Raw genomic sequence first — 24,896 nt, 5'->3', positions numbered from 1 at the left:
TCTCAGGCCGGGGCAGGGCGCGTGGAGTCGCGCACGATAAGCTCCACCGGCCAGACCTCCTGCAACGTCTCCGGCGGTTCACCCTGCAGCAGCCGCAGCGCCATGTCGCCGATACGCTCGCCGGCCGCACGCATCGGCGATTGCGTGGTCGTGACGGCCGGCACGAGGTTATCGGGGCTGAGATAGGGAAAGACGTCGTCATGGGCGACAATCGCGATATCGCTTCCCGGCGAGAGCCCGGCGATGCGGATGGCCCGCATGGCGCCAAGCGCCGACATCATGGAACCCGCAATGACGGCGGTCGGCGGGGCGGGCAGAGCGAGAAAGCCCTGCGTGAGGCGGAAGCCGGTTTCATCAGTGAATTCGCCACGGCTCATCAGCGCGGTGTCGGGCGTCAGGCCATGCTCCTCCAGCGCCGTGCAATAGCCGTCCTCCCGGTCGCGGGCGTAGGTGCTTGCCGTATCGCCGTTGATGAGGGCGATGCGGCGATGGCCAAGCCCGGCAAGATACCGCGTCGCCTCTACGATAGCCCCGAAATTGTCTATATCGAGAAAGGCGAAGGGTTTTTCCGCCTCGCTCCGCCCGTGCACGACGAAGGGAAGACCGAGCGTCTGGAGCAGTGCGATGCGCTCGTCCTTGCAGGCCGGCGTATGGAGGATCACCGCGTCGACCCGCTTGCTGGCGGCAAGCCGGCGGTAGGCCGCCATCTCGTCCTCTTCCGTCTCCACGGTCGAGACGAGGATATCGATGCCGTCCCGTTGCAGGCGCGTCGACAGCCCGCCCATGAGTTCGCTTGAATGCGGGCCGAAGCGTCCGCCGCCCTGGAACACGATGCCGATGGCGCCCGCGCGACCCGTCGCAAGGCGTTGCGCGCTGATATTCGGCCGGTAGCCCAGCTTCTCGGCGGCCTCCAGCACCCGCGCGCGCGTTTCGGGCCGCACTTCCGGATAGCCGCTCATCGCCCGGCTCACCGTCGTCGCTGACAGTCCGATGCGGCTGGCGAATTCCTTGAGGTTCATGCGGATCCCGGTTGCTTGGGTGAGGGATCTTTATGGACGCTGCGACGGCGCGCGACAAGCATGCAACCGGATATGACGGAATGCCTTTTCAGGTTGTGGAACGCGCTTGATCTTTGTTAAAAACAAGTTAAAGTCTCATTATTAGCGATAAAGTTGCATTCCAAGGTGTCTCACCTTCGGATGAATTGTTTTAGCGGCAGGTCGGGGAACACGGCGTGCCGGGCGGTTTCCGTGTGCGCCGAAAAGCACGCTGCGATGCATCCGGGGGAAAGGCATGCAGGCTGACGCAGGACAGCCGGCGGCGTCGGGTACGCTTGCGCGGTCGGAAAGTATGGGGGCGTGGGGCGCCTGGCTGGGGGGGCGGCAAGGGACCGGCGGGAGGGCTGACTGTCCCGCCGGTCCTGTCGTTTACATACACAGCGAGACGGGGCGACGACCGGCCTATCTGCACGTGCTGGAACGTCTTTTCGGTGCGCGCCGCGGGCGTGTCCGCGATCTTTTCCTGTCACGGGCGGCGGTGATTTTCCTCGCGGTCGAGGAGACATTCCTTCTCTATATCCTGGTCGCCCTTGTGCGCGCCCTGGTCGGCCGGCGAACCGTTGGGCTGTTGTTGCGGCCCATGCCGATTGCCGTTTCCCCGCGCCTGCGCTGTCGCTTCCGGCGCATGGTGCTGCGCGCGATGAAGCGCCGTCGCACGGTGCGTACGCTCACGATCGTGCCGTTCAATGTCTTTCCGGCCTTCGCGACGATCGCAGACGACTGGATATACGACTTCCAGCTCTGGGACGTGACGGAAGAGGAGCGTGACGCGGTGGAGCGGCTGCGCCGGGAACGCCGGCCGGGAAACCGCTTCGTGATGACGGCACTCGGCACACAAAGCCGCGCCAAGGGCTTCGATCTCTTTTCCGACGCCTTCGCGCGCTTTTCTGTCCTTCGGAAGCGCTTTACCTTTCTCGCCTGCGGCAAAGTCGCGCCTGATATCGCCGAATACGCCCTGGTGCTGGAAGAGGCCGGCGGTGTCGCGGTGGATCGTGCGCTGTCGCATGCCGAGCTGCTGGGCGCCTATGCGGCGAGCGATGCGATCTGGTGCTTCTATCCGCGCGCCGGCGATCATGCCAGCGGCATCCTGGGACGGGCCGTGCAGCTCGGCATTCCCGTGGTGGTGCGGCAGGGCTCGCTTGCCCACCGTCTGTGCACGGTTGAAAATCTTCTGCACATCGCCGTCGCGCCGGAACAGATCATCGAACGCCTGACCGGCCCCCTGCCACCGCAAAATATTGCCTGGGGTCGTTACGCGGCCCGGCGGTTCGCCCAGAGAAGCGAGGCGACGCTCAGAGAAGCATTCGGCATGGCGCTGGAGCCGGCGGCGAAAACTGCCGATGCCAGCCAAGCGGCGCCTCTGCCAGGATCTCCATCACGAGATCCGACGACCACCACAGCCGCGTTTCAAGAGCCGCCCTGACAAGCAGGCGCTTGATCACGGTGGGCATGGCCTCGGATGACCCTCGATACATCCTTACAGCTCATCAGCCTCGTGGCGCTGCTGGCGGGCGGGTTATTTATGTAGCCAGTGTGAACGCGATGTGGACGGGCTGCAACGATGATGCATGGCCGCGCGCGATGCCACGAGAGGTGGCCGCCGAAGTCGTGGCTGGCTGGTGGTTGCGTGGAATACGGAAAACCCCGCCGAAGCGGGGTTAACATTGAAGTCCTGCGAGAAATTAGAACTTTACGCCCAAGCCGAATTTGACGACGCTTTGGTCGAAGTCGACGTTGATGATGCCGGGACCGACGTCGATGTCCTTATCGCCGAAGTTGTTGTAGCGATACTCACCACGGACAAAGACGTTGTCGGTAACCGCATATTCAACGCCTGCGCCGATGGTCCAGCCGCTGAAAGTCTTCGAGAACTCCTGACCCGACGGAATGTCCTTGACGAATCCGCGTGTTGCGGTCCAGCCGCCAGCGCCATAAACGAGCGCGCGGTCAATCGCGAAACCGACCCGTCCCCGCACCGACCCGGCCCATTCCGTGCCGGACTCGCCGTTGTTGAATTCCTTGTCATTCCAGTTGTACGATACGTCGCCCTCGACGCCGGTTACGAAGCCGTTCGAGAACTGCCAGTTGTAGCCAACAAAGCCCCCAAGCGTCGCGCCATTGAAATCTTCGCTGATGGACGTTCCGAGAGCGGAGAAATCCCCGTTGAGCCAGCCATGACCGATATCGGCACCAACATAGGCGCCGGACCATTGGAACGGCGTTGCATAGTCAGCTTCGGGGGAGGTCATCGGACTCGCCATGTCCGCCGCATAGGCGCTCATCGTCATCAGAGACATAGCAATTGCCGAAAGTACTGCTTTGCGCATTCGTTGATTCCCCCGTGGCCGGCTTGCGTTTTGATGCTTCTAACCCCGATAACGCCGATTTGCTGTAGCCGGCACGCAACAGTTGTTATTCTCGTTGGATCCGGTTGGCTATCTCCGATGCTGGCGTCTCGGGATACGCCACCGGAAACGAATAAAATCGACAAAGCTGCGCAAGAACAGGTGAAAAGGAAGAAAGGCCTTTCCGCATTTTGAAGAACCAAGGAAAAGTCGCTCCCTGCCGGCAAAATTGCTGACGCTCCCTGAACTGGAGAATATTCTTGAACGATATGTTGAACGGCGACGAAGATTTCGAAGACCTGTACGGCAAATGGGAGCCCAAACTCTACCAGTCCAGCATGGCGGGCACTGACCGTCATTTCGCTGCTCTGGTGGGCGGACCGCGTTGGGACGATCCCTACACGATCATTCTCATGCACGACGCCGTCGAACAGACATTTTCGCGGTCGGATGTTCGCAGGGAGTTGCGCGACATCCGCCCGCTACCGTCGTTGAGAGACGATGCAGCGCCGTCCTATGTCACGATCAGCCTGCAGGGCGATATTTACGTTGTCGGCCCGGATGGTTCTCAGCATTTCATCATCCCCGGCACTCAAGCCGAATCGGATACCGCCGCCGAAATCGATTTCCGCTCGATTTTTCCTTACAACGATCGTTGGCTGGTCGCAGGCAGCGGGAACTTCCTGAAGCTCGGAAAAGGCGAGAGCTGGGAGGACGTATCGCCGTCTCTTCCAACGGAATATCCTTATTCCGAGGCTGAATGGGCCATTCTCGGCCAGAACATCAGGGGTGAAATCTTTATCGTTGCGATTCAGAGACCGAACCAACGATACTTCAACCTTTACCCGGGCCATCCCCTGTATCGAAGTGACATGCCGGAAGACGAACGCTTCGAACTGAAGAAAAGATTGAGAGCTGAGAAGGGTACGCATCCGGTCCTGACCGCGCTTTTCACGGGAACACCCGGCCGCTGGAAACGACAGGTATTGCCTGAACGGATTGCCAGGACGTCACCACCATACGCGTGGTTAGCTGCCGTCACGTCGGACAATCGAGGCAACGATTACTTGGTGGGCTCCGACGGTCTGGTCATGATCGGAACACCCGAGAACGGTTTTTCGGAGATTTCATCGTCGCCGGACCGCGAGAAACATTATTCTGGCGCTGCTTATCTCGATGGCGAATTGGTCCTCATCGCGGACTCGGAATTGTTTCGTTTCGATGGACATTCAGCAAAAACCTTTACACCAAAGGTGACGCTCCAACTCGGCAGCAAACGGGTTCAGCCATCGGCAGTTTTTGCCCGGGAAGACAGACTGTACCTGTTCGATTACGGAAACCGCATCTTTTCTTTAGTCGAGGGAGAATGGAGAGAGCATTCGATTCCAAACGAGTTGCTCGAGCGTCCATTCAAAGCCAAAAAGCCGTAGCCTGTCGGAGGCACGCACGGTGCTGATCGAATCTGGGTCGACGAAAAGCACAAACTGATGGAATAATGATTTCAAACAGTTATATGGCGCACCCGACAGGATTCGAACCTGTGACCTTTGGAATCGGAAATGGTTGTCCATGGTTCTAAGCTATTGTTTTCTATGAGGCGCGCTCAAAACTGGACTAGAACTGCGCTACCTTGCGCTCCTCGGCGACCGAGGGGGAATTAGCTCAGTGCAGAAAATTTTAGCACGGCAAATCCGCGTCATCGGAATTGGAAGATTGCAGTTCTAAGTACTTGTCCTCGAAGTTTGAGAAAACGATGTTGTGCTGGAACAAGATGAGGTTTTGCCGCACGAATATGCCTACTTTCTAATGCAGATTGTCGTATTAGGTGGCGTCGGTATCGAGCGCTGTAATGTTTCTGAGTATGTTGCCTGCGGCGATTGAAAACTCATCCTCATTTAGTCTCGAAACCATGTCAGCCAGCCTGTTGAGTGCGGAGGCATGTGGTCGTGTATCCGCAGCTTCCGTAAGCATGTGTCCGCGACTTTGCTCCACAAACATAAGCATAAAAATGTAAACGCAACGAGACGCGAAATCTGTATCGCGGATACGTTTTTGCCGTACTAAGAAATCAAGATAGTGCATTAGTTCGCCGGCAAAAATACGACGCATTTCATCCGTGCCGCTAAAAATTGCCGCTTGCGCTTTGTCCGCCTTATCAAGCTTCAACAAGTCGTCAGAGATCGCGTTTATTATAGTTGAAGCCTGCTGGCGCGTCAGCTCAAGTTCCGAAAAACGCGGACCGTGTCGTCCACTACTGCTTATGCGCAAGCCTTCGCCGAGAATGAAGAAAGGAAGCCTATATATTTCGATGGGAAGTAACGCCGAATATGGTGTAAAAATAAGGCTCAGCCCATATAATTTATAAAGCTCTTCGATTTTCTCTTCATAAATGTAGACGTAAAAGCGTGCCTCGCTAACATTTTCGCATGCTCGGCGCCACTGATCGTCTTTAACGGAGGCGCGAGCATCGTGCAGCGCCCGCCAAATGTGCTGAAGGGCATATTGAGGGAGACGCCGATTGCGATAGCCTGAATAGCGTATACCGAGGAGATAGGTAAGAAACCGACGCTGCTCGGTAGATGGGCCAAACAGGATCGGAGCAGAAATTTTGGTGAGTAATTCTTGAACGTATTCTTTCCGACGATCACAGGCGTGCAAAACGTCATGGATCACCTCCGCGGCTTCCAAACTGTAAGTCGCGCCCAGATGTAGAACACGGCCAAAAATATATTCAATCGCCTCTCTGAGACGGGCCTCAGCTATAGTCAAATACTCCAATGCACGTGCACAGAATGTCAAAAAGTTGATTTCTTCTTTTGGTTCAAACCTAATCTCGGTCGCGGACCTGAGCAGCGCCTCAAGGGCCTGCAAGGATTTTGGGCCGCTCCGAAATGTCGTTATCTGAAGAGCCAAATGGCTTACCACGTCCCACTGGGCTTGTGATATTTTTGCGACGAGGTGGTTCTGGATCAAGACCGCGACCCCGCCAGCTTCCTCCTCGAGCCTCCGAGCAAAAAAATACTCCAAGAAAGTGCGGTGAGTAAATTTAAAGACACCTGGCCCGATTTCGCACATGACCCATGCGCGCCCGGTTATGAACTCTACGAGGATGCGAGCTGCTGCGACGGATCTCGCACGGTCTTCATACCAATTATTGAAGAACAATCTCAGTCGTTGTATCAGCCACTCCTCAGATACGCCATCTTCGGTGTCAGCATTTCCGAAAATCTGAGATGCTAAGAAACCAAATAGATCCAGCATGTCAAAGTCAGTAGGTAACTCAAAAATAATATCTCGGCGCTGATCCCATTTCTCAAACATCAGAAGCGAGCATTCTTTATATATTTCAGGCCTATTATTTGGAACATCGCCGCGGATATTGAAGATATAAACCATAAGACCTAGCAGAAGCGGGTTTTCTCTAAGGTCTCCAGCCGTATTATCCGTTTGATTAAGAAAAATGTTGGCTTTAATTTTGGCCGTTGCTACTTTTTCTCCAGTCACTGCACGGATCAGCAACTCGGAGAAACGACGAACCTCGTCTTTATTAAAACGAGACAAGGTGAATATCTGAAAATCGTCCGATAATGGTGCGTCCGAATATCCAACAATGCGAGACGTGACGAGGCTAGGGCATGACGCGTATGCGTTTGAGAACTGCTCAATCAACACGGTCATTGTTCTACGAGCCGCGACGTCGAGGATTTCGTCTAGGCCGTCAAAAAGTATGACAATCTGACCTATCGTTAAGGTCTGCTTGAGAAAACGAGTCGCCAACTGCGTGTCATTATCGCAATAAACCCTGATTTCATCGATCAAATAATCGAATATTTGGTACGAAGGATCTTGCTGTTGGCGTTTTTCTAGCGCTCGAAGAATTACTCTTATTGGAAGCCGCAAATCACGAGTGTCGAAACCAGATGCGCCGGGATTCGCAAATTCTAAAACGATTTGATTTGCAAGATCATAACATAAAAGCTGCGTCAGTGTTGATTTTCCGCCACCTGGATCACCCAAAATTACTGCTCTGTCGAAGGAGCGCCGAAATGGAAGGTAGCTGACTGTGTTTTCTTTCTCGCTAACACTTTCACGATGGGGCGCTGGTACCTTGTCTTTTGTTCCAAGCGGGCTTAGTCGCGCTGGGATGACGAGTTTTTTAACGTTAACCTTACGCGCACCCTGAGTTGTCTCGACATTGACTTGTTTGTTAGATTGCTCTGCTCCTCGAGCAATTTTCAGTTTAATTTCGGTAATTGTTTCTGCATTCAATGGGTCTTCAATTGAAACGGCATGGCGTAGAGATGCGGCTAATCCTTCGATCCTCGCCGCTAGATCACCATTCTGTGCCTTAAGGGCCTCGAATAGAACTTTCTCGTCCAAGGCTTGTTCTATCCGAGTTTTAATGGCAACAGCCAACGCATCGAACAAGGCTTTGCTTTCAAAGGGCAAAGGTGCGTGCGTTCTGTATAAGAGATCGAACGCCGGAAACGCAGGCGATGTTTCTTTTCCGCACAAGACAAACTGCTTCAAGGCATCGGGTATTGCGCTACGCTCGACGTCGGTAAGAAAAGCTGCGACGCTATCGTTATATTTACCGTGGTCGTTGCCAATAATACGAACAAGATCGTTTATTGCGGTATTTACATCACCTTGGTTGGGGGTGTCTAACGTCGCGGTTTGTTGAAGTGCGCGGTTTATTTGTCGTCTACGCACAAACATTTCCGAAACGCCCTTATACGGGCGTTTCAGTCCATCGTAGACGATCGAGCTAAGAACTCCGACAACGACCTCAATGCCAACAGCCATTTATAACGCATCCCCGTGGTTGAAGGGGGAATTGATCAATGCGCGGGATCTAGGTCAACCGGGTGCCATCTGTTTGCACCAATATATTGCTCGCATCAGTTGTTTTTTGTCTTTTGGTTCCGATTTAAAGCATGAGTCTATGCGAGCAGAGCAACTGAAAAGCGAAAACTTCATAAAATGCACATTTCCTGAGGTCCGATTCGAAAGCTGCACCCGCCGAAAATATCTCGGGATATCGACAAACCTTAATCAACCATCCCTTGTAACGGAGCATCGCCCTGACTAAATTCTAGGCAGTGGGCATAACTCTTTTTTGGGGGCGCTGATGACCCGGCGAATGACACCGCAGCAGTACAATGCTTGGGTCCGGCGTTACAATGCCGAGGTGGACCGCGTTAATCGAGCTAATCGCCAAGCTGCCGAAAAATACGTTCGCGAAGTGAATCGCGAAATTGATCGTGTCAATCGGCACAATCAGAAGGTCGTGAACGACTACAATCGCGCTGTGCGGCAGCAAAACCAGAAGAACGAAGCAGCCGTCAGGAAATATAACCAGGCGGTTAATTCGCACAACGCAAAGGTTCGTCAGAACCGGCAGGCTCTCGCTCGGCAAATCGCCTCGCTGAAAAGCCAAACATCGACAACTACCCGCTATGTTGAAGTGCGGAACTCCGCCTACGATGTCTACGACAGTTTCGAACGTGTTGAGAGGTCCGCACAAAATTCACCGGGTGTTTCTGATCTTCTGGAACTGACAGAGAAGGAAGCCAGCAACAGCGCCAGTGTCGCAGAAGCATTGACCTCTGAAGCGCCACTTACACCGGAGCAGATGGATGACAGCGGCATCCTCGAATACCTTTCTGGATTTTCTGACGATCTCTGCGATCGTTGGAAAGGCGCGCTTTACGCCCTCAATCCGATGAATACGGACGCCGCTCGTCACTTTTGCACCAGTGTCAGGGAGATTTTCACCGAAATTCTCGAAAAGTGGGCGGATAATGCCGACGTGATTGCGGCGGACAGCAATTGCGACAAGACCCCCAATGGAACACCGAGCCGCCGTGCGAAAATCCGTTATCTCTTGAAACGCAAGGGCGCTGACTCTCCCGAGATGCTGGGTTTTGTGGAAAAGGATATCGATGACATCCTTCAGTTGTTCCACGTGTTCAACGAGGCCACCCACGGCGCGGCCGGGAAGCATGGCTTTGCCAAGCTCCAGAGCATCCGCCAGCGCGTAGAGGGCGGTATCATGTTTCTTGCAGCAATCGCCCTCTAAACGCACAGAGCGAGGGGTAAGCCGTGACTGAGAGGGAAGAGCAGGCTAAGCCATATCGCATTCTCAGCCTTGATGGCGGCGGCGCCAAAGGCTTCTATACCCTTGGCGTCCTCGAAGAGATCGAAGGCATGATCGGTTGCCGCCTCCACGAGCGGTTTGACCTCATCTTCGGTACAAGTACTGGCTCTATAATCGGTTCAATGATCGCTCTTGGTATGTCGATTGGCGAAATACACGACCTCTATAAGAAGTTCGTGCCAGATGTAATGCGGTTGAAGAAACCTTCCCAGAAGTCCGCCAAGTTGGCCGAACTGGCAGCAGAAATCTTCAAGGACACGACGTTCGATGACGTGAAAACCGCGGTTGGCGTCGTCACTACGAAGTGGGTGATTGAGCGGCCCATGATCTTCAAAGGGAGCATCGAGCAAGCTCATGGCCGCAAGGGCACATTCAAGCCTGGGTTCGGCGTAAAAATCGGGGATGCCGTCCAGGCGTCCTGCTCTGCATTTCCGTTCTTCGAGCCGACCACTGTAACCACCGCCGCCGGCGATGAGGTGAAGCTTGTTGATGGAGGCTATTGCGCCAACAACCCCACCCTCTATGCCATTGCGGACGCGTCCCGCGCCCTGAATCGTGCACACAAGGATTTGAGGGTGGTCAGCATCGGCGTTGGCGTTTATCCCAGCCCGAAGAAATCGATGTTTAGCATGATGTACTGGGCAAAGTATCTTCAAAGCGTCCAGCTTCTCCAGAAGACGCTTGAAATCAATACGCAATCCATGGACCAACTTCGCGCGATCCTGTTCAAGGACGTACCTACTGTGCGGATCAGCGATACCTTCGAGCGGCCGGAAATGGCGACTGACCTATTCGAGCACGATTTGAAGAAGCTCAATATTTTGCGACAGCGCGGGCGAGAATCGTTCGCGAAAGTCGAAACGACTCTGAAAGACTTCCTTCTGTAACGGATGCGATAATGGCCGTCGGTGAAGCACAATTGGAAACGTGGTCGGCGCAGGGCAGCGTCCAGCAGTCAGCGGCCACCTACAAGAGTATCAGTGGCGTCCTGAACGATTCCAAGTCCCCCTACTATCCAAAGAATTTCGACACGTTCCTCCAGGGATCGTATGGCAACGATACGAACGTATGGGCTGATAGTGACGTGGACATCGTCATTCGCCTGAGTTCAGTCTACTATTACGATACCAGTGAGCTTTCAGTGAACGATAAGGCGAACTTCGACAAGGGCTGGACAAAGGCGGAGTACTCCCTCACCAAATTCAAGGAGGAAGTGACGGATTGGCTTAAAAAAAATTATGGAAATGGCGTCGATGGAAGCGGCAAGGCCATCTACGTGCCGGGCAATGCAAGCCGCCGGGATGCTGATGTCCTCGCTTGTGCCGAACATCGCCACTACACGAGCTATCCGACCTACGGCCAACCAATTTATCGCGAAGGCATCGTGTTCTGGACCAAGGACGGCACAAAAATCGTCAACTATCCCAAACAGCATTCCGCCAATTGCACGGCGAAGCACCAGCACACAAACAACTACTTCAAGCCGACCGTTCGAATCTTTAAGAACATCCGAAACCGCATGATAATAGACGGCAGACTGAAAGAGGGGGTTGCACCATCATACTTCCTAGAGGGGATGCTTTGGAATGTGCCGCATGCCCTTTTCGGAACCAGCTATCAACAGACGGTCGTCAACTGCTTCAATCACATCTATAACATGCAGGATAAGTCGCAGTTAACCTGCGCAAATGGTATCCATTGGCTGCTCCGGCATGGGCATTCCGTGTGCTGGTCGCCTGACAACCACAACACCTTCATGGAAGCGTTCAAAAAGTGTTGATTTGCACTGAGAGCTGACCCGGGATTGCGGGAAATTATCACTGAGATTTGACCCATGTTTCAATCATCCCTCGCGAGGTTTCAGCGGGGGCTCTGGAGTGATCGACATGGCGTTACTGAGCGTAATACGACGCTGGCATTTTCGAGAGCATCTATCGATCCGGGAGATTTGCCGCAGGAGCGGCCTGTCCCGGAACACCGTCCGCAAATACCTGCGCCTGGACGGCGTGGAGCCGAAGTTCAAGGTCCCGGAGCGACCGAGCAAGCTTGATCCTTTCGCGGATCGGCTGTCGGCCTGGCTGAAGACGGAATCGAAGAAGGGCCGCAAGCAGAAGCGCACCCTGAAGCAACTTCATGCCGACCTGGTGAGCCTCGGTTACGACGGCTCCTATTGCCGCGTTGCAGCCTTTGCCCGGGAATGGAAGTCAGACCGGCAGAGGGAATTCCAGACGACAGGGCGCGGAACGTTCGTGCCTCTGGCCTTCGAACCAGGCGAAGCGTTCCAGTTCGACTGGTCGGAAGACTGGGCCATTATCGGCAACGAGCGCACCAAGCTGCAGGTCGCACATACGAAGCTAAGCTATAGCCGTGCCTTCATTGTTCGGGCCTATCTCCTTCAGACGCATGAGATGCTGTTCGATGCCCACAATCATGCATTCCGCGTGTTTGGCGGCATTCCCGGCCGCGGTATCTACGACAACATGCGCACGGCGATCGACAAGGTCGGCCGTGGCAAGGAGCGCGACGTCAATGTCCGTTTCCTGGCAATGGCCAGTCACTATGTGTTCGAGCCCGAGTTCTGCAATCCCGCGTCCGGCTGGGAGAAAGGACAGGTCGAGAAGAATGTTCAGGATGCGCGTCATCGCTTCTTCCAACCTGTTCCACGGTTTCCATCATTGGATGCCCTGAACGACTGGCTGGAGCGTCGATGCAAGGAGTTCTGGGCAAAGACCCCACACGGACAGATGCGCGGCACCATTGCTGACATCTGGGCTGAGGAAGCTCTGGCGCTGATGCCTGTTACCCGCCTGTTCGACGGCTTCGTCGAGTATACAAAGCGGGTCACGCCAACCTGCCTCGTCCATCTGGAGCGCAATCGCTACAGCGTCCCGGCATCCTTCGCCAATCGACCGGTGAGCCTGCGGGTTTACCCGGATCGTGTCGTCGTCGCAGCGGAGGGGCAGATCGTGTGCGAGCATCGCCGCGTGATCGACCGTTCTCACGATCGGCCAGGACAGACCATTTACGACTGGCGGCACTATCTGGCGGTGGTGCAGCGCAAGCCCGGTGCTCTTCGCAATGGCGCTCCATTCGTTGAGCTACCGGAGGCATTCCGGGCCTTGCAGCAATATCTCCTGAAGAAGCCGGGTGGCGACCGCGAGATGGTCGATATCCTGGCCCTTGTTCTCCAGCATGACGAACAGGCCGTGTTGTCGGCCGTGGACATGGCGCTGAAGTCCGGCGTTCCGACCAAGACGCATGTGCTGAACCTGCTGCATCGCCTCGTCGACGGCAAATCCTTCACACCGCCCACCATCGACGCGCCTCAGGCCTTGACGCTCACCAATGAGCCCAAGGCGAATGTCGAACGTTACGATGCGCTGAGAAAGACGGAGGTTCGCCATGCGTCATAATCCGGCAAGCGGCGCTGTCGTCATCATGCTGCGGCAACTGAAGATGCACGGCATGGCCCAGGCCGTTGGCGAACTCACCGAGCAGGGATCGCCGGCGTTCGAGGCTGCCATCCCGATCCTATCGCAGCTCCTCAAGGCTGAGACCGCGGAACGTGAAGTGCGATCGACGGCCTACCAGCTCAAGACGGCACGCTTTCCAGCCTATCGTGATCTGAACGGCTTCGACTTCACCAGCAGCGAGATCAACGAGGCACTGGTCCGTCAGCTTCATCGCTGCGACTTCCTCGACGACGCCAACAACATCGTCCTGGTCGGCGGTCCCGGCACGGGCAAGACGCATATTGCCACGGCCATCGGCGTCCAGGCCATCGAACATCATCACAAGCGGGTTCGGTTCTTCTCAACCGTGGAACTGGTCAACGCGCTTGAGCAGGAGAAGTCCCAAGGTCGTGCAGGCCAGATCGCCAACCGCCTGGCACACTCCGATCTCGTCATCCTCGACGAGCTGGGCTACCTGCCATTCAGTGCTTCAGGCGGTGCGATGCTCTTCCATCTACTAAGCAAGCTCTACGAGCACACCAGCGTCATCATCACCACCAACCTGAGCTTCAGCGAATGGGCCAGCGTGTTTGGCGATGCCAAGATGACCACCGCGCTGCTCGACCGCCTCACACATCATTGCCACATCCTCGAAACCGGCAACGACAGCTTCCGCTTCAAAAACAGTTCGGCCCATGAGCCCAAAACGACGAAGGAGAAACGCAGGAACTTGACCACCCCAACCACGACGGACGATACCTAAGGCGGGTCACTTCTCGGCGCAAATCCCGGGTCAGCTCTCAGTGCAAATCAACAGTCTGGCGATAGCGGAGAATGTTGCTCCATTTGAGGTTCTTTGCCTCTGTGGGTCGCAGGCCCGAACTAGCCATGAACTCTATAAAGGCGTGCAGACGAACGCGATCCGACCGCACGCGGCTAGTAAGCGTGCTTTGCGTCCAGACCCGACCGTCTTTCGCCTTGATGAGCCTCACCGATTGCTGGGGCTCGCTGATCCGCTCCAGGCTCTTACCGAGCAGACGTTCGTATTCCTCCGGTGCGAACCCCGGACGGCGCGTGTCGGGTTTCTTTTTCGCTCTAACAGCCGGGATTATGATTGGCTTGCAATAGCCCCATTTCGCAGCCTGCTCAAATAGCTCGCGGATGATGACCATCTCGCCCTTGACCGTGCTCAGGGCTGCAACCTTGCGCGGTGCGGGGCGAATGAAAACCCGGCCATCTTCGCGTTCGCATCGTATTTTTTGAATGTGAATGCCGGGGCCGTTCGTCCAATAGGTCTTGCGCCACTCCAGATAGCGCTCGATGTCGGCGGTGGTGATCGTCTCGATGGCTCGATCCCCGAAGTAGCCGACCGGGAAACGGCGAATGATCGGCGGCCAATAGATCGGGTGGTATTTGCTGCGTTCGTCGCGCTCGGCCTCAGCTACCACCTTCTCAATGAACTCTTCCGCCACCTCGACAAAGGAGCGGCTATCCAGCGAAAGGCCCTGCTTGTTGCGAAAGCTTTGCTCGTGCCAGATTTCATAGGCCCGTTGCAGCGCCTCTTCCTCGTTCGCGGTTCCCAGCGTCCTCTTGTATTGCTTGCCGCCGAGCGAATATCGCATCGACCAGTTCCGCGTACCTTCTCGCTGGAAGAGCGAAAACGGGGTCTTCTTCGTTGAGGCCGGGCTTTGCAGCATAACGTGGGGCACCTTTCGAGTTGCTATGGTCGGTGCGCTGCGCTGAAACTGCGCTAGCGACGTGTCCAAGCCTCGGAAAGCTACCTTGGAATCATTGAAGAATTCCCAAGCGCATGCGCTACTGGGCTAGGACTGAGCTAGCTTATTTCCAGCGCATACGAGGACAAGAAAAAGCTGATAAATCAATAAAATCAAGCAGTTCAGTGGCGCACCCGGCAGGATTCGAACCTGCGACCTTTGGAATCGGAATCCAACACTCTATCCAGCTGAGCTACGGGTGCATCCAGGGCGATGAATCGCCTGTCCGATGAAGGGTTCTTAGCCCAGGTGGGGGCGGGCTTCAATCGGGAAATTGGAGAAAAGGTGAACTGATGGCTGGCTGTGATGCCAGGGGGAAGCCGCCGGGGGGCGGCTTCCTTTGTCGGGCGGATCAGGTCGTCTGCATGGCGCCGGGGCCGGGGATGGCCTTTTCGGGCACCTTGCCGAGGATGATCATGCCGAGCACCTCGTCCTTGGTGACGTCCTCGGTGCGGGCGTGCCCCACGACCTGGCCGTTCTTCATCACCGAGACGCGGTCGGCGAGGTCGAAGACGTCGTGGATGTCGTGGCTTATCAGGAAGATGCCGATACCCTCCTTCTTCAGCTGCTTGATCAGTTCGCCGACCTGCGCGGTCTCCTGGGGGCCAAGCGCTGCCGTCGGCTCGTCCATGATGAGGATGCGGGCGTTGAACAGGATGGCGCGGGCGATCGCCACCGACTGGCGCTGGCCACCGGAAAGCGCCTTTACCGGCTCCTTGAAGCGCTGGAAGTTGGGGTTGAGCCTTCCCATCACCTCGCGCGTCTTGGCCTCCATCGCCACGTCGTCGAGCGTGCCCCAGGGGGTGCGCAGTTCGCGGCCGAGATAGAGGTTGGCGGCGGCGTCGACATTGTCGGCGACGGCGAGCGTCTGGTAGATCGTCTCGATGCCGTATTTCTTGGCGTCGCGCGGGTTGTTGATGTCGGCGGGCTCGCCGTTGATCAGGATGTCGCCGCTGTCGCGCTTGTAGGCGCCGGAGAGGATCTTGATGAGCGTCGACTTGCCCGCGCCGTTGTGGCCGAGCAGCGCCACGACCTCGCCGGGATAAAGGTCGACGGAGGCGTTGTCGACGGCGTGGATGCCGCCGAAGGAAATGGAGATGTTCTTCATCTCCACGAGGGGCGTACGAGTGTCCGTCATTGGTGCGGCTCCTTACTTGGCGCGGGCGCGGTAGACCGTGTCGAGCCAGACGGCGACGACGAGGACCATACCGACCACGATGCGCTGGAACGGGGTATCGATGCCAACAAGCACCATGCCCGACTGCAGCGATTGCATGACAAGCGCCCCGAGCATGGCGCCGGCGATTGTGCCCATGCCGCCGGCAAGCGACGTGCCGCCGATCACGGCAGCCGCGATCGTGTAGAGCTCGTCGAGCTCGCCCTGCGCGTTGGTCGCGGCATTGAGGCGGGCGGTGGAGATGGCGGCGGCGATGGCGCAGAGCATGCCCATCAGCGCAAAGATCTTGACCGTCACCCAGCGTGTCTTGATGCCGGCGAGCTCGGCCGCCTCGGGGTTGCCGCCGAGCGCGAAGACATAGCGGCCGAAGCGCAGGCGCGTGGCAATGAAGGTCATGACGATGCCGACGACGATGGCGATCAGCACGGGAATGGCGATGCCGTGCGGAATGAACAGCCCGCCGTCAGGCCAGGCGATGCCGTTGGCATCGGCATATTTGCGGGCGATGGCGACCGGCCAGGGGTAGCTGTTGACGACGGCGATGGCGCCGAGCACCAGCGCGCAGCCCACGGCGGTGAGGAAATACTCCGCCCACATCGGCCGCTGCGGGAAGCCGAAGCGCTGGCGCTGCTTGCGCGAATTGATGATGGTGGCGACGATCGCGATGCAGGCCAGCGCGCCGACGATCCAGCTTGCCGTGGCGCCGATCGAGCCTTCGGTGCCGCCACCCATCAGGCGGAAGGTGGCGTCCATGGGCGCGACCGTGCGGCCGCTGGTGACGAACCAGGTGGCGCCGCGCCAGACGAGAAGGCCGCCGAGCGTGACGATGAAGGAGGGAACGTTGAGGAAGGCGATGATCGCGCCGTGCAGCGCACCGATGGCCGCGCCGAGCAGCAGGCCCGCGAGAAGGGCGAGGATCCAGGTTGCCGGGTGGTTGAAGCCCAGCACCTGCGGCAGGATCTCGGCCTGCAGCACGCCCATGATCATGCCGACGAAGCCGAGGATGGAGCCGACCGAGAGATCGATGTTGCGCGTGACGATGACCAGCACCATGCCCGTTGCCATGACGGCGACGGACGCGGTCTGAACGGAGAGGTTCCACAGGTTGCGCGGTGTCAGGAACAGGCCGCCCGACAGGATGTTGAAGCCGATCCAGATGATCAGCAGGGCACCGACCATGCCGAGCAGGCGCGTGTCGATTTCGGTGGCGCGAAAGAAGCGCTTCACCGGGTTCTCGCTTGCCGATCGCGCGCGATTGGCGGCGGTAGTGGTGATGTCGGCCATGGCTTTGCCGTTCCCCTCATGTCTGTTTAACGTATCCGTCCGGGCGGTTTTTCAAGGATCGATTGCCGTCTCGTCCCGCGCCCGCTGCCGATCTCGCACAGGCGCCGCAACGTGTGGGTCGCGGCGCCTGGTCAATGGTCAGCTTGTTGCCCGGATGCGGGCGGTCAGTTGCAAGCCGCGACGGAACCGGCGGCAACGCCCTGGCAGGCTGCTTCCTTGGAGATCCAGCCCGCGTCGATGACGACGTTCAGGTTGTCCTTGGTGATGGGCAGCGGTGCGAGGAAGACAGACTTCATCTCGACGCCCTTCGGGCCGTCGTTGAAGGTGGTGACGCCTTCGATTTCGTCCATGGTCTTGCCACCGGCGAGCTGGGCTGCGATTTCCGCGGCGCGCTTGCCGAGTTCACGCGAGTCCTTCCAGACGGAGACCGTCTGCGTGCCGAGCGCGACGCGGTTGAGCGCGGCGTGGTCGGCATCCTGGCCGGAGACCGGAACGGAACCGGCGAGGCCCTGGGCTGCGAGTGCGGCAATCGCACCGCCGGCGGTTCCGTCGTTCGAGGCGACGACCGCGTCGACCTTGTTGTCGTTCGCCGTCAGGAACTGCTCCATGTTCTTCTGGGCATTTTCCGGCTTCCAGCCATCGGTGTAGGCTTCGCCGACATTCTTGATCTTGCCGGCATCCATCGCTTCCTTCAGCACTTCCTGCTGACCCGCGAAGAGGAAGTCGGCGTTCGGGTCGGCCGAGTTGCCCTTGATGAAGACGTAGTTGCCTTCCGGTTTCACCTTGAACACTTCTCGGGCCTGCATGCGGCCGACTTCCTTGTTGTCGAAGGTGATGTAGAAGGCCGAGGGGTTCTCGATCAGGCGGTCGTAACCGACGACCGGGATGCCTTCTGCCGCGGCCTTCTCGATGGCCGGGCCGATGGCGTCGCTGTCCTGGGCAAGCACGATGATGGCGTTGGCGCCCTGGGCGATCAGCGACTCGACGTCTGTCAGCTGCTTGGCTGCCGACGACTGGGCGTCAGCGGAAATGTACTTGTCGCCGGTTGCCTCGAGAGCGGCCTTGATGGCGGCTTCGTCGGTTTTCCAGCGCTCTTCCTGGAAGTTGGACCAGGAAACGCCGACCACGAGGTCCTTGGCGTGAACAGCGGAATGCATGGAAACGATGATGGCAGCCCCTGCCATCAGCTTCAAAACGGACTTCATAATATCCTCCCAAGTGAACGCCGGCCGCCGGGCGAACCTCCCGCCCCATCAACGACCGGTCACGATAACACTGCCTCGATGCCCCTCCCGACCATGCCGGGACTTTTTTCTCGACAGTCGAGAAAATAAATGTCAGAAGTTTTCCAGGCTGTCAACCAGGGCGTGAAGGCCTTGAACGACAGCGTGACAGATGCTTTGGGAGGAGCATGTGTTGCCGCCTGAAAGAGCGAATGGAATCGGAAGATGCTGACAAAATCGAGCACGGAGCTTGTGCGTCAGCAAAACAGCGCGCTCGTTCTGGCATCGCTTCGCCGGCATGGCCCGCTCGCCCACACCGACATTTCCCAGCATACCGGCCTGGCATCCGCCACCGTCTCCGCCATCACCGCGGATCTGGAGAGGGCGGAGGTTCTGGAGCGCCGCGAACAGCAGGCGGCGGCCTCGCGCGGACGCCCCCGCGTCATCTTCGGGCAGCGACGCGAGGCCGGTTATCTCATCGCCGTGCGCATCTCGTCCGATATGGTGCAATATTCGCTGGCCGATTATGGCGGCACGCTGCTCGACCGCTTCGAGGAGCCGCGCAATCATGCGGATGTCTCGACCGGGCCCTTCGCGGCCGCCTTTGTGGCGGCGCTTGAAAGGCTGGTGGAGCGGTCGCAGATCCGGCGCGACGATGTGCTCGTCGTCTCCATCAGCAGCAAGGGGCTTGTCGATCCGGCATCGGCGCGGCTGGTCTGGTCGCCGGTCTTCGGGGCGCAGCAGGTCGATTTCGCCGCTCTGCTCCAGCCGGCCTGGCGGGCGAAGATCCTGCTCAGCAACGAGACGCTTCTGGTGGCCCATGCCATGGCCTCGCGCATGGAAAAGGCGCGCGTGAACGATCTGCATGCCGTGGCGGCCCTGTCGCTCGGGCACAGTATCGGGCTTGGCATCGCCCGTTTCGATCACATGGGCGAACTGACCGTCACGGCACCGAATTTCGGCCATATGCTCAATTCGGCGGATGGCAAGCTGTGCCGGTGCGGCGCGCAGGGCTGCATCGAGGCCTCCGCAGGCTTTTACGGCATCCTGCGCACCGCGTTCGAAGTGCCGCCGGACACCATCCCGGCCAAGTTCGTGCCGCTTGCGGAAATGGACAAGATCGCGCTCAGGGCGCGCCAGGGCCATCGCATGTCGGAATACGCTTTCCGCCAGGCGGGTCTTGCGCTGGGGCAGGGGCTCTCGCGCATGGTGAGCCTCTACGAGACCATGCCGATCGCCATCACCGGGCCGGGCACGCGCTATTTCGATCTCATGCAGCGCGGCGTGGAGGAGGGACTTGCGCAATCGCAGCAGGTCCGCCTTTTCGGCGCGCCGCCGATCTCCATCGTGCCCGAGGAGGCAACGCTGGCGCTGGAAGGGCATCTCGCCCGCGCGCTTGCGGAGATGGATCACGACATCATCGCGACGAAGGCCGCGGAATGAAGCCCGACAAAAAAGGCCGGACGACGAAGCGCCCGGCCAGTTGCTTGGGAGGAGACGGCCGTCAGACGACGGCGATCTGCCGTTTCTCTTCCACGGATTTCACGGCGGCGTCGGCGAGTAGCAGGGCCGCAAGGCCATCGGCGCCGGACGGCGTGATCGTGGCACCCTTCTCGATTGAGGCAATGAAGCTCGCGATCTCGTTGGCATAGGCTTCCGTATAGCGGGTCATGAAGAAGTCGTGCAGCGGCGGGCGCGTATAGCCGTCGCCGTTGGCGATTTCGATGGAGACCGGGCGCTGGTTTTCGGCCGAGACGACGCCCTTGGAGCCGTGCACCTCGATGCGCTGGTCGTAGCCGTAGGTGGCGCGGCGCGAGTTGGAAATGATGGCCTGCCTGCCGGACTTCGTCTGAAGGATGACGGAGACGCTGTCATAGTCGCCAGCCTTGCCGATTTCCGGGTCGACCAGCACGGCGGCAGTTGCCGAAACCGTCGCCACCTCTTCGCCGAGCAGGAAGCGCGCCATGTCGAAGTCATGGATCGTCATGTCGCGGAAGATGCCGCCCGAACGCTTGATATAGTCCACCGGCGGGGCGCCGGGGTCGCGCGAGGTGATCGTCACCATCTCGACGTCGCCGATGCGGCCGTCTTCGATGGCCTTGCGCACGGCCATGAAATGCGGATCGAAGCGGCGGTTGAAGCCGACCATCAGCTTGCCCTTGGTCTCCTCGACCACCTTCATGCAGGCCCTGACGCGCTCGACGGAGAGATCGATCGGCTTTTCGCAGAAGATGGCCTTGCCGGCGCGCGAGAAGCGCTCGATCAGATCGGCATGGGTGTCGGTCGGCGTGCAGATCACGACGGCATCGATGTCGCTTGCCGCCTCGATGGCCTCGATCGTGCGCACGTCGCAGCCATATTGCTCGGCGATGGCCTCGGCCGCCGCCGGAAAGGCATCGGCGACCGCGACCAGCCTGGCATCCGGATTGCCGGTCACGGCCTTGGCATGGACCTTGCCGATACGGCCGGCGCCGAGAAGACCAAATCTTACAGTCATGTTGTCCTCATGTGAGTGAGTAGCGAGTAGGGAACAGCGAATAGTTTTTGAAAAGGCATAGCTATTCGCTACTCCCTATTCGCTCTTTTAATTCACGTCTTGCGCTTCTTCTGTCTGTAGACGTCGACGACCACGGCGGCCACGATGATCACGCCCTTGACGATTTCCTGATAGTAGGCGTCGACGCGCAGGAAGGTAAAGCCCGAGGTCATGACGCCGAGGATGACGGTACCGATGACCGTGCCGGTGATGCGGCCGACGCCGCCGGCAAGCGAGGTGCCGCCGATGACAGTGGCCGCGATGGCGTCGAGTTCGTACATCACGCCCATGCCCGCCTGGGCCGTCTGGGCGCGCGCCGCCGTGACGACGCCGGCGAGGCCGGCCAGCGCACCGGCGATGGCATAGACCTTCACGAGATGCGATTCGACATTGATGCCGGAGACGCGCGCGGCCTGCACGTTGGCGCCGATGGCATAAGTGAACTTGCCATAGCGGGTGTAGCGCAGCGCGATGTGGAAGATCACGGCGACGACCAGGAAGATGACGACGGGCCAGATGCCGGTGCCGATGAATGTGAACTGCTCGGTGAGGCCGGAGACCGGCTGGCCCTTCGTGTACCACTTGGACATGCCACGCGCCGACACCATCATGCCGAGCGTCGCGATGAAGGGCGGAATCTTGGTCCTGGCGATCAGCTGACCGTTGATGATGCCGGCAAGCAGGCCGACGCCGATGCCGACGGCGAGCGGCACGATGACCGGCAGGTCGGTCAGTGAGGGATAGAGCGCGCGCGGCCAGGTGGAGGCCTGGGCGAGGGAGGCGCTGAACATCGCCGTCATGCCGACGACCGAGCCCGACGACAGGTCGATGCCGCCGGTGATGATGACCTGCGTCACGCCGACCGCGATGATGCCGATGACCGCGACCTGGAGGATGATGATCGTCAGGCGCTGGGTGTTCATCAGGAAGCTCTGGCCGACGAAGATCCAGCCAAGGACTTCATAGACCAGCGCGATGCCGATGAGGACGAGAAAGATGTTGAGTTCCGGCGGGAGCCGGCGGGCAGATTTCTGCGCTGCGGCCTGTGCCTGCGCTGCGGAATTCGTGCTCATGATTACCTCCCTGGTGGCCGTTGGGCCTGAATTTACTGGGCTGCCAGTTCCATGACCTTGACCTGCGTCGCCTCGGCGCGGTCGAGGAAGCCCGTGACGCGCCCCTCATGCATGACCATGACGCGGTCGCTCATGCCGAGAACCTCGGGCATTTCCGACGAGATCATGATGACGGCCACGCCATCGCGCGCGAGCTCGGTCACGAAACGGTGGATCTCGGCCTTGGCGCCGACGTCGATGCCGCGCGTCGGCTCGTCGAGGATGAGGATGCGCGGATTGGTGAGAAGCCAGCGGCCGATCAGCACCTTCTGCTGGTTGCCGCCCGACAGGTTCTCGATGCGCTCCGACAGGTTCGGCGTCTTGACGCGCAGCTTGCGGCTCATCTCCTCGCAGACCTTCGCCAGCTCTCCTTCGGAAACGAAGCCGCCCTTGACGAACCGATCCTGGAGAACGGCGATCTGCATGTTCTCGAGGATGTCGAGGATCAGCAGGCAGCCGGTCTCCTTGCGATCCTCGGTCAGGAACGCCATGCGGTGCCTGATCGCCGTGTTCGGGCTGTCGATGTCGACGTCTTTGCCATGGATCGAGATCGTGCCCGACGTGGCCGGCACCACACCGAAGATCGCCTCGGCGACGTTCGAGCGCCCCGAACCCACGAGCCCGGCGATACCGAGGATTTCGCCGGCGCGCACATCGAAGGATACGTCGTGGAAAACACCCTTGAGGCTCAAGTCCTTCACGGACAGGACGACATCGCCGATCGGGACTTCCTCTTTGGGGAACATCTGCGTGATCTCGCGGCCCACCATCATGCGGATGATATCGTCGCGGGTCACGTCGCTGGAGGCGTGCGTGCCGATATACTTGCCGTCGCGGAACACCGAGAACTCGTCGGCGATCTCGAACAGTTCGTTCATCTTGTGCGTGATGTAGACGATACCGATGCCCTGCGAACGCAGGTCGCGGATGATCGTGAAGAGATGGGCCACCTCGCGTTCGGTCAGCGCGGAGGTCGGCTCGTCCATGATGAGGACGTCGCTTTCATAGGAGACGGCTTTCGCGATCTCCACCATCTGGCGATTGGCGACGGAGAGGTCGCGCACCTGCGTTTCCGGGTCCATCGTAATGTTGAGGCGCTTGAACAGCGCAGTCGTCTTGCGGTTCATCTCGCCGTGGTCGACGAAACCGAAGCGGTTCTTCGGCTCGCGGCGGATCCAGATGTTTTCCGCGACCGTCATGAAGGGCATCAGGTTCAGTTCCTGATGGATCATGGCGATGCCGTTCTCCAAGGCGTCGAGCGGTGATTGCAGGCGGATCTTCTGGCCCTTCAGCAGCACCTCGCCCTGGTCGGGCGTGTAGATGCCGGCAAGGATCTTCATCAGCGTGGACTTGCCTGCGCCGTTTTCGCCCATCAGCGCATGCACCGAGCCGCGCTTGAGCTTGAACTCGACGTCGTCGAGCGCGACGACACCCGGAAATTCCTTGCGGATGCCCTCTGCGGAAAGCAGGTATTCGGCATTCGGAATGGCGCCGCTTGCGCGAACCGCGGCCATGGTGGTCGGACTGACCATCGTCCTCTCCCTCCCGGATCGACCTGAAACCGGAGGACCGCGCGCGGACGCGCGGCCCTCCCTGTCATAGGGTTTCGATGCCCTGTTCGATCAGTTCTTCTGCTGGTAGTCGGCGATGTTGGCGGGGGTCACGAGCTGGAAGGGGATGTAGACCTTCGCCTCGACCTTCTCGCCCTTGGCAAGCTTGATCGCCGCGTCGAGCGCGCCCTTGCCCTGGCCGGCCGCGTCCTGGAAGACGGTGACGTCGAGATCGCCGGCCGCCATCGCGGCGAGCGCGTCCTGGGTGGCGTCGACGCCTGCGATGACAACGCTGTCCATCGAGCGGCCGGCGGCCTTGAGCGCCTGGACCGCGCCGATGGCCATCTCGTCGTTGTTGGCGATCACGGCGTCGAACTCGACGCCGGCAGCAAGCCAGTTGGTGACGAGGTCCTGGCCCTGCGTGCGCTGCCAGTTGGCGGTCTGCTCCTCCACGATCTCGATGCCCTTGCATGCGTCGGTGGCGAGAACGTCATGGACGGCCTTGGTGCGCATGCGGGCACCCTGGTTGGAAAGCTCGCCCATCATGACGACGGCCTTGCCCTTGCCGTTGAGCAGGCGGCAGACTTCCTGCGTTTCCAGCGTACCGGCGACGGTTTCTTCCGAAGCGACGAACGCCTGCTTTTCGGGAAGCTGGTCGACATTGACCGGCTCGCGGTTGACGTAGACGAGCGGAATGCCCGCATCGGCCGCGGCCTTCGACATGGCGGCGGTCGCATCGGTGTCCACCGCAGTCACGATGATGGCGTCGACGCCGGAGGCGATGAAGTTCTGGATCTGGCTCTGCTGCTTGGCGACGTCGTTCTGCGCGTCCTCGATCTGCAGCTGCACGCCGTCCATCGTCTTGGCGTAATCGGACATGCCGTTGCGCAGAACGGTCAGGAAGTTGTCGTCGAACTGCGCCATCGTCACGCCGATCGTCTCGGCATGGGCGGCGGTGGACATCATGACGGCAAGCGCCGAGCCAAGGATGAATTTTTTCATGTCGTATCCTCCTCAATGTGGTGTCCGGCGCACCACAGACATATCCGGATGGTCGGCCCTTGCGGGCCCATGACCTTTGCTCCTCCCGGGATGCAAGGATCAAAACAGAATAAACAAACCGCAAATTTCAAACTTCGGAATGTTTATTCCATTTTGTGCGCATGGCGTCAAGTCTGTTCCATTGCAGTCCGGGTTCGGCATGAGGGGCAGGGAAAAGCAGCG

19 protein-coding genes and 1 tRNA gene are annotated in these 24,896 nt (G+C 58.8%); 8 read left to right on the top strand and 12 right to left on the bottom strand.

Going from position 1 to position 24,896, the window contains the following annotated elements; all coding sequences use genetic code 11:
* Window positions 1-2: 2 nt before the first annotated feature.
* Window positions 3-1,019, bottom strand: coding sequence for a substrate-binding domain-containing protein (locus tag K6301_RS10890; RefSeq protein WP_247216848.1), 1,017 nt, complete (start codon window positions 1,017-1,019; stop codon window positions 3-5).
* A gap of 451 nt (window positions 1,020-1,470) precedes the next feature.
* Here K6301_RS10890 and K6301_RS10885 point away from each other — a divergent pair, with 451 nt between their 5' ends.
* The gene (locus tag K6301_RS10885) at window positions 1,471-2,481 is read left to right on the top strand and encodes a glycosyltransferase family protein (RefSeq protein ID WP_247216846.1); all 1,011 of its coding nucleotides are present in this window, start codon (window positions 1,471-1,473) and stop codon (window positions 2,479-2,481) included.
* Between the two features lie 259 nt (window positions 2,482-2,740).
* Here the strand turns inward: K6301_RS10885 and K6301_RS10880 are convergent, their stop codons facing one another.
* The gene (locus tag K6301_RS10880; RefSeq protein WP_247216844.1) at window positions 2,741-3,385 is read right to left on the bottom strand and encodes an outer membrane protein; all 645 of its coding nucleotides are present in this window, start codon (window positions 3,383-3,385) and stop codon (window positions 2,741-2,743) included.
* Between the two features lie 287 nt (window positions 3,386-3,672).
* Here K6301_RS10880 and K6301_RS10875 point away from each other — a divergent pair, with 287 nt between their 5' ends.
* Window positions 3,673-4,833 carry a hypothetical protein gene (locus tag K6301_RS10875; RefSeq protein WP_247220578.1) on the top strand — a complete coding sequence of 387 codons (1,161 nt, stop codon included), beginning with the start codon at window positions 3,673-3,675 and terminating at the stop codon, window positions 4,831-4,833.
* 391 nt (window positions 4,834-5,224) lie between these two features.
* On the opposite strand, the gene K6301_RS10870 is transcribed toward K6301_RS10875, so the two are convergent.
* Window positions 5,225-8,209 carry an NACHT domain-containing protein gene (locus K6301_RS10870; RefSeq protein ID WP_247216842.1) on the bottom strand — a complete coding sequence of 995 codons (2,985 nt, stop codon included), beginning with the start codon at window positions 8,207-8,209 and terminating at the stop codon, window positions 5,225-5,227.
* Window positions 8,210-8,546: 337 nt separating this feature from the next.
* On the opposite strand from K6301_RS10870, the gene K6301_RS10865 reads away from it, so the two are divergent.
* The 5 genes from K6301_RS10865 (at window position 8,547) to istB (ending at window position 13,778) form a co-directional block, all read left to right on the top strand.
* Window positions 8,547-9,485, top strand: coding sequence for a pPIWI-associating nuclease domain-containing protein (locus tag K6301_RS10865; RefSeq protein WP_247216840.1), 939 nt, complete (start codon window positions 8,547-8,549; stop codon window positions 9,483-9,485).
* A gap of 23 nt (window positions 9,486-9,508) precedes the next feature.
* Complete coding sequence (locus K6301_RS10860) at window positions 9,509-10,450, top strand: anti-phage phospholipase (RefSeq protein ID WP_247216838.1); 942 nt, start codon at window positions 9,509-9,511, stop codon at window positions 10,448-10,450.
* Window positions 10,451-10,461: 11 nt separating this feature from the next.
* Complete coding sequence (locus tag K6301_RS10855) at window positions 10,462-11,343, top strand: anti-phage nucleotidyltransferase (RefSeq protein ID WP_247216836.1); 882 nt, start codon at window positions 10,462-10,464, stop codon at window positions 11,341-11,343.
* Window positions 11,344-11,449: 106 nt separating this feature from the next.
* Window positions 11,450-12,976 carry an IS21 family transposase gene (gene istA / locus K6301_RS10850; protein WP_220360292.1) on the top strand — a complete coding sequence of 509 codons (1,527 nt, stop codon included), beginning with the start codon at window positions 11,450-11,452 and terminating at the stop codon, window positions 12,974-12,976.
* Window positions 12,966-13,778 (top strand): IS21-like element helper ATPase IstB, encoded by an 813-nt coding sequence (gene istB / locus K6301_RS10845; protein WP_220360291.1) that lies wholly within the window; start codon window positions 12,966-12,968, stop codon window positions 13,776-13,778. Before istA ends, istB begins: the two co-directional genes overlap by 11 nt.
* 37 nt (window positions 13,779-13,815) lie before the next feature.
* On the opposite strand, the gene K6301_RS10840 is transcribed toward istB, so the two are convergent.
* From K6301_RS10840 to xylF, 5 genes are all read right to left on the bottom strand, one after another.
* Entirely contained in the window at window positions 13,816-14,637 is an 822-nt protein-coding gene (locus tag K6301_RS10840) for a hypothetical protein (protein WP_247216835.1), read from the bottom strand.
* 279 nt (window positions 14,638-14,916) lie between these two features.
* Window positions 14,917-14,993: transfer RNA gene (locus tag K6301_RS10835), tRNA-Arg, on the bottom strand.
* 149 nt (window positions 14,994-15,142) lie between these two features.
* The gene (locus K6301_RS10830; RefSeq protein WP_247216833.1) at window positions 15,143-15,928 is read right to left on the bottom strand and encodes an ATP-binding cassette domain-containing protein; all 786 of its coding nucleotides are present in this window, start codon (window positions 15,926-15,928) and stop codon (window positions 15,143-15,145) included.
* 12 nt (window positions 15,929-15,940) lie between these two features.
* A complete protein-coding gene (locus K6301_RS10825) occupies window positions 15,941-17,251 on the bottom strand; it encodes a sugar ABC transporter permease (RefSeq protein WP_247216831.1) in 1,311 nt (436 codons plus the stop codon).
* A gap of 164 nt (window positions 17,252-17,415) precedes the next feature.
* Window positions 17,416-18,456, bottom strand: coding sequence for a D-xylose ABC transporter substrate-binding protein (gene xylF / locus K6301_RS10820; RefSeq protein ID WP_247216829.1), 1,041 nt, complete (start codon window positions 18,454-18,456; stop codon window positions 17,416-17,418).
* Between the two features lie 243 nt (window positions 18,457-18,699).
* Between xylF and K6301_RS10815 the strand changes: the two genes are divergently transcribed.
* Window positions 18,700-19,917, top strand: a complete 1,218-nt coding sequence (locus K6301_RS10815; protein ID WP_247216828.1) for an ROK family transcriptional regulator — start codon at window positions 18,700-18,702, stop codon at window positions 19,915-19,917.
* Window positions 19,918-19,978: 61 nt separating this feature from the next.
* On the opposite strand, the gene iolG is transcribed toward K6301_RS10815, so the two are convergent.
* The 4 genes from iolG to K6301_RS10795 form a co-directional block, all read right to left on the bottom strand.
* Window positions 19,979-20,971: an inositol 2-dehydrogenase gene (gene iolG / locus K6301_RS10810; protein WP_247216826.1), complete on the bottom strand. Its 993-nt coding sequence runs from the start codon at window positions 20,969-20,971 to the stop codon at window positions 19,979-19,981.
* A 92-nt stretch (window positions 20,972-21,063) separates the two neighbouring features.
* The gene (locus K6301_RS10805; RefSeq protein ID WP_134646811.1) at window positions 21,064-22,083 is read right to left on the bottom strand and encodes an ABC transporter permease; all 1,020 of its coding nucleotides are present in this window, start codon (window positions 22,081-22,083) and stop codon (window positions 21,064-21,066) included.
* A gap of 32 nt (window positions 22,084-22,115) precedes the next feature.
* Window positions 22,116-23,654, bottom strand: a complete 1,539-nt coding sequence (locus K6301_RS10800) for a sugar ABC transporter ATP-binding protein (RefSeq protein ID WP_247216824.1) — start codon at window positions 23,652-23,654, stop codon at window positions 22,116-22,118.
* 90 nt (window positions 23,655-23,744) lie between these two features.
* A complete protein-coding gene (locus K6301_RS10795; protein ID WP_134646816.1) occupies window positions 23,745-24,674 on the bottom strand; it encodes a sugar ABC transporter substrate-binding protein in 930 nt (309 codons plus the stop codon).
* Window positions 24,675-24,896 lie beyond the last annotated feature (222 nt).

Origin of the sequence: Shinella oryzae (assembly GCF_023038235.1) — a bacterium.
Lineage (GTDB): Bacteria > Pseudomonadota > Alphaproteobacteria > Rhizobiales > Rhizobiaceae > Shinella > Shinella sumterensis.
The sequence above is the reverse complement of the archived record's forward strand: the minus strand, read 5'-3'. Positions and strand labels throughout refer to the sequence as shown.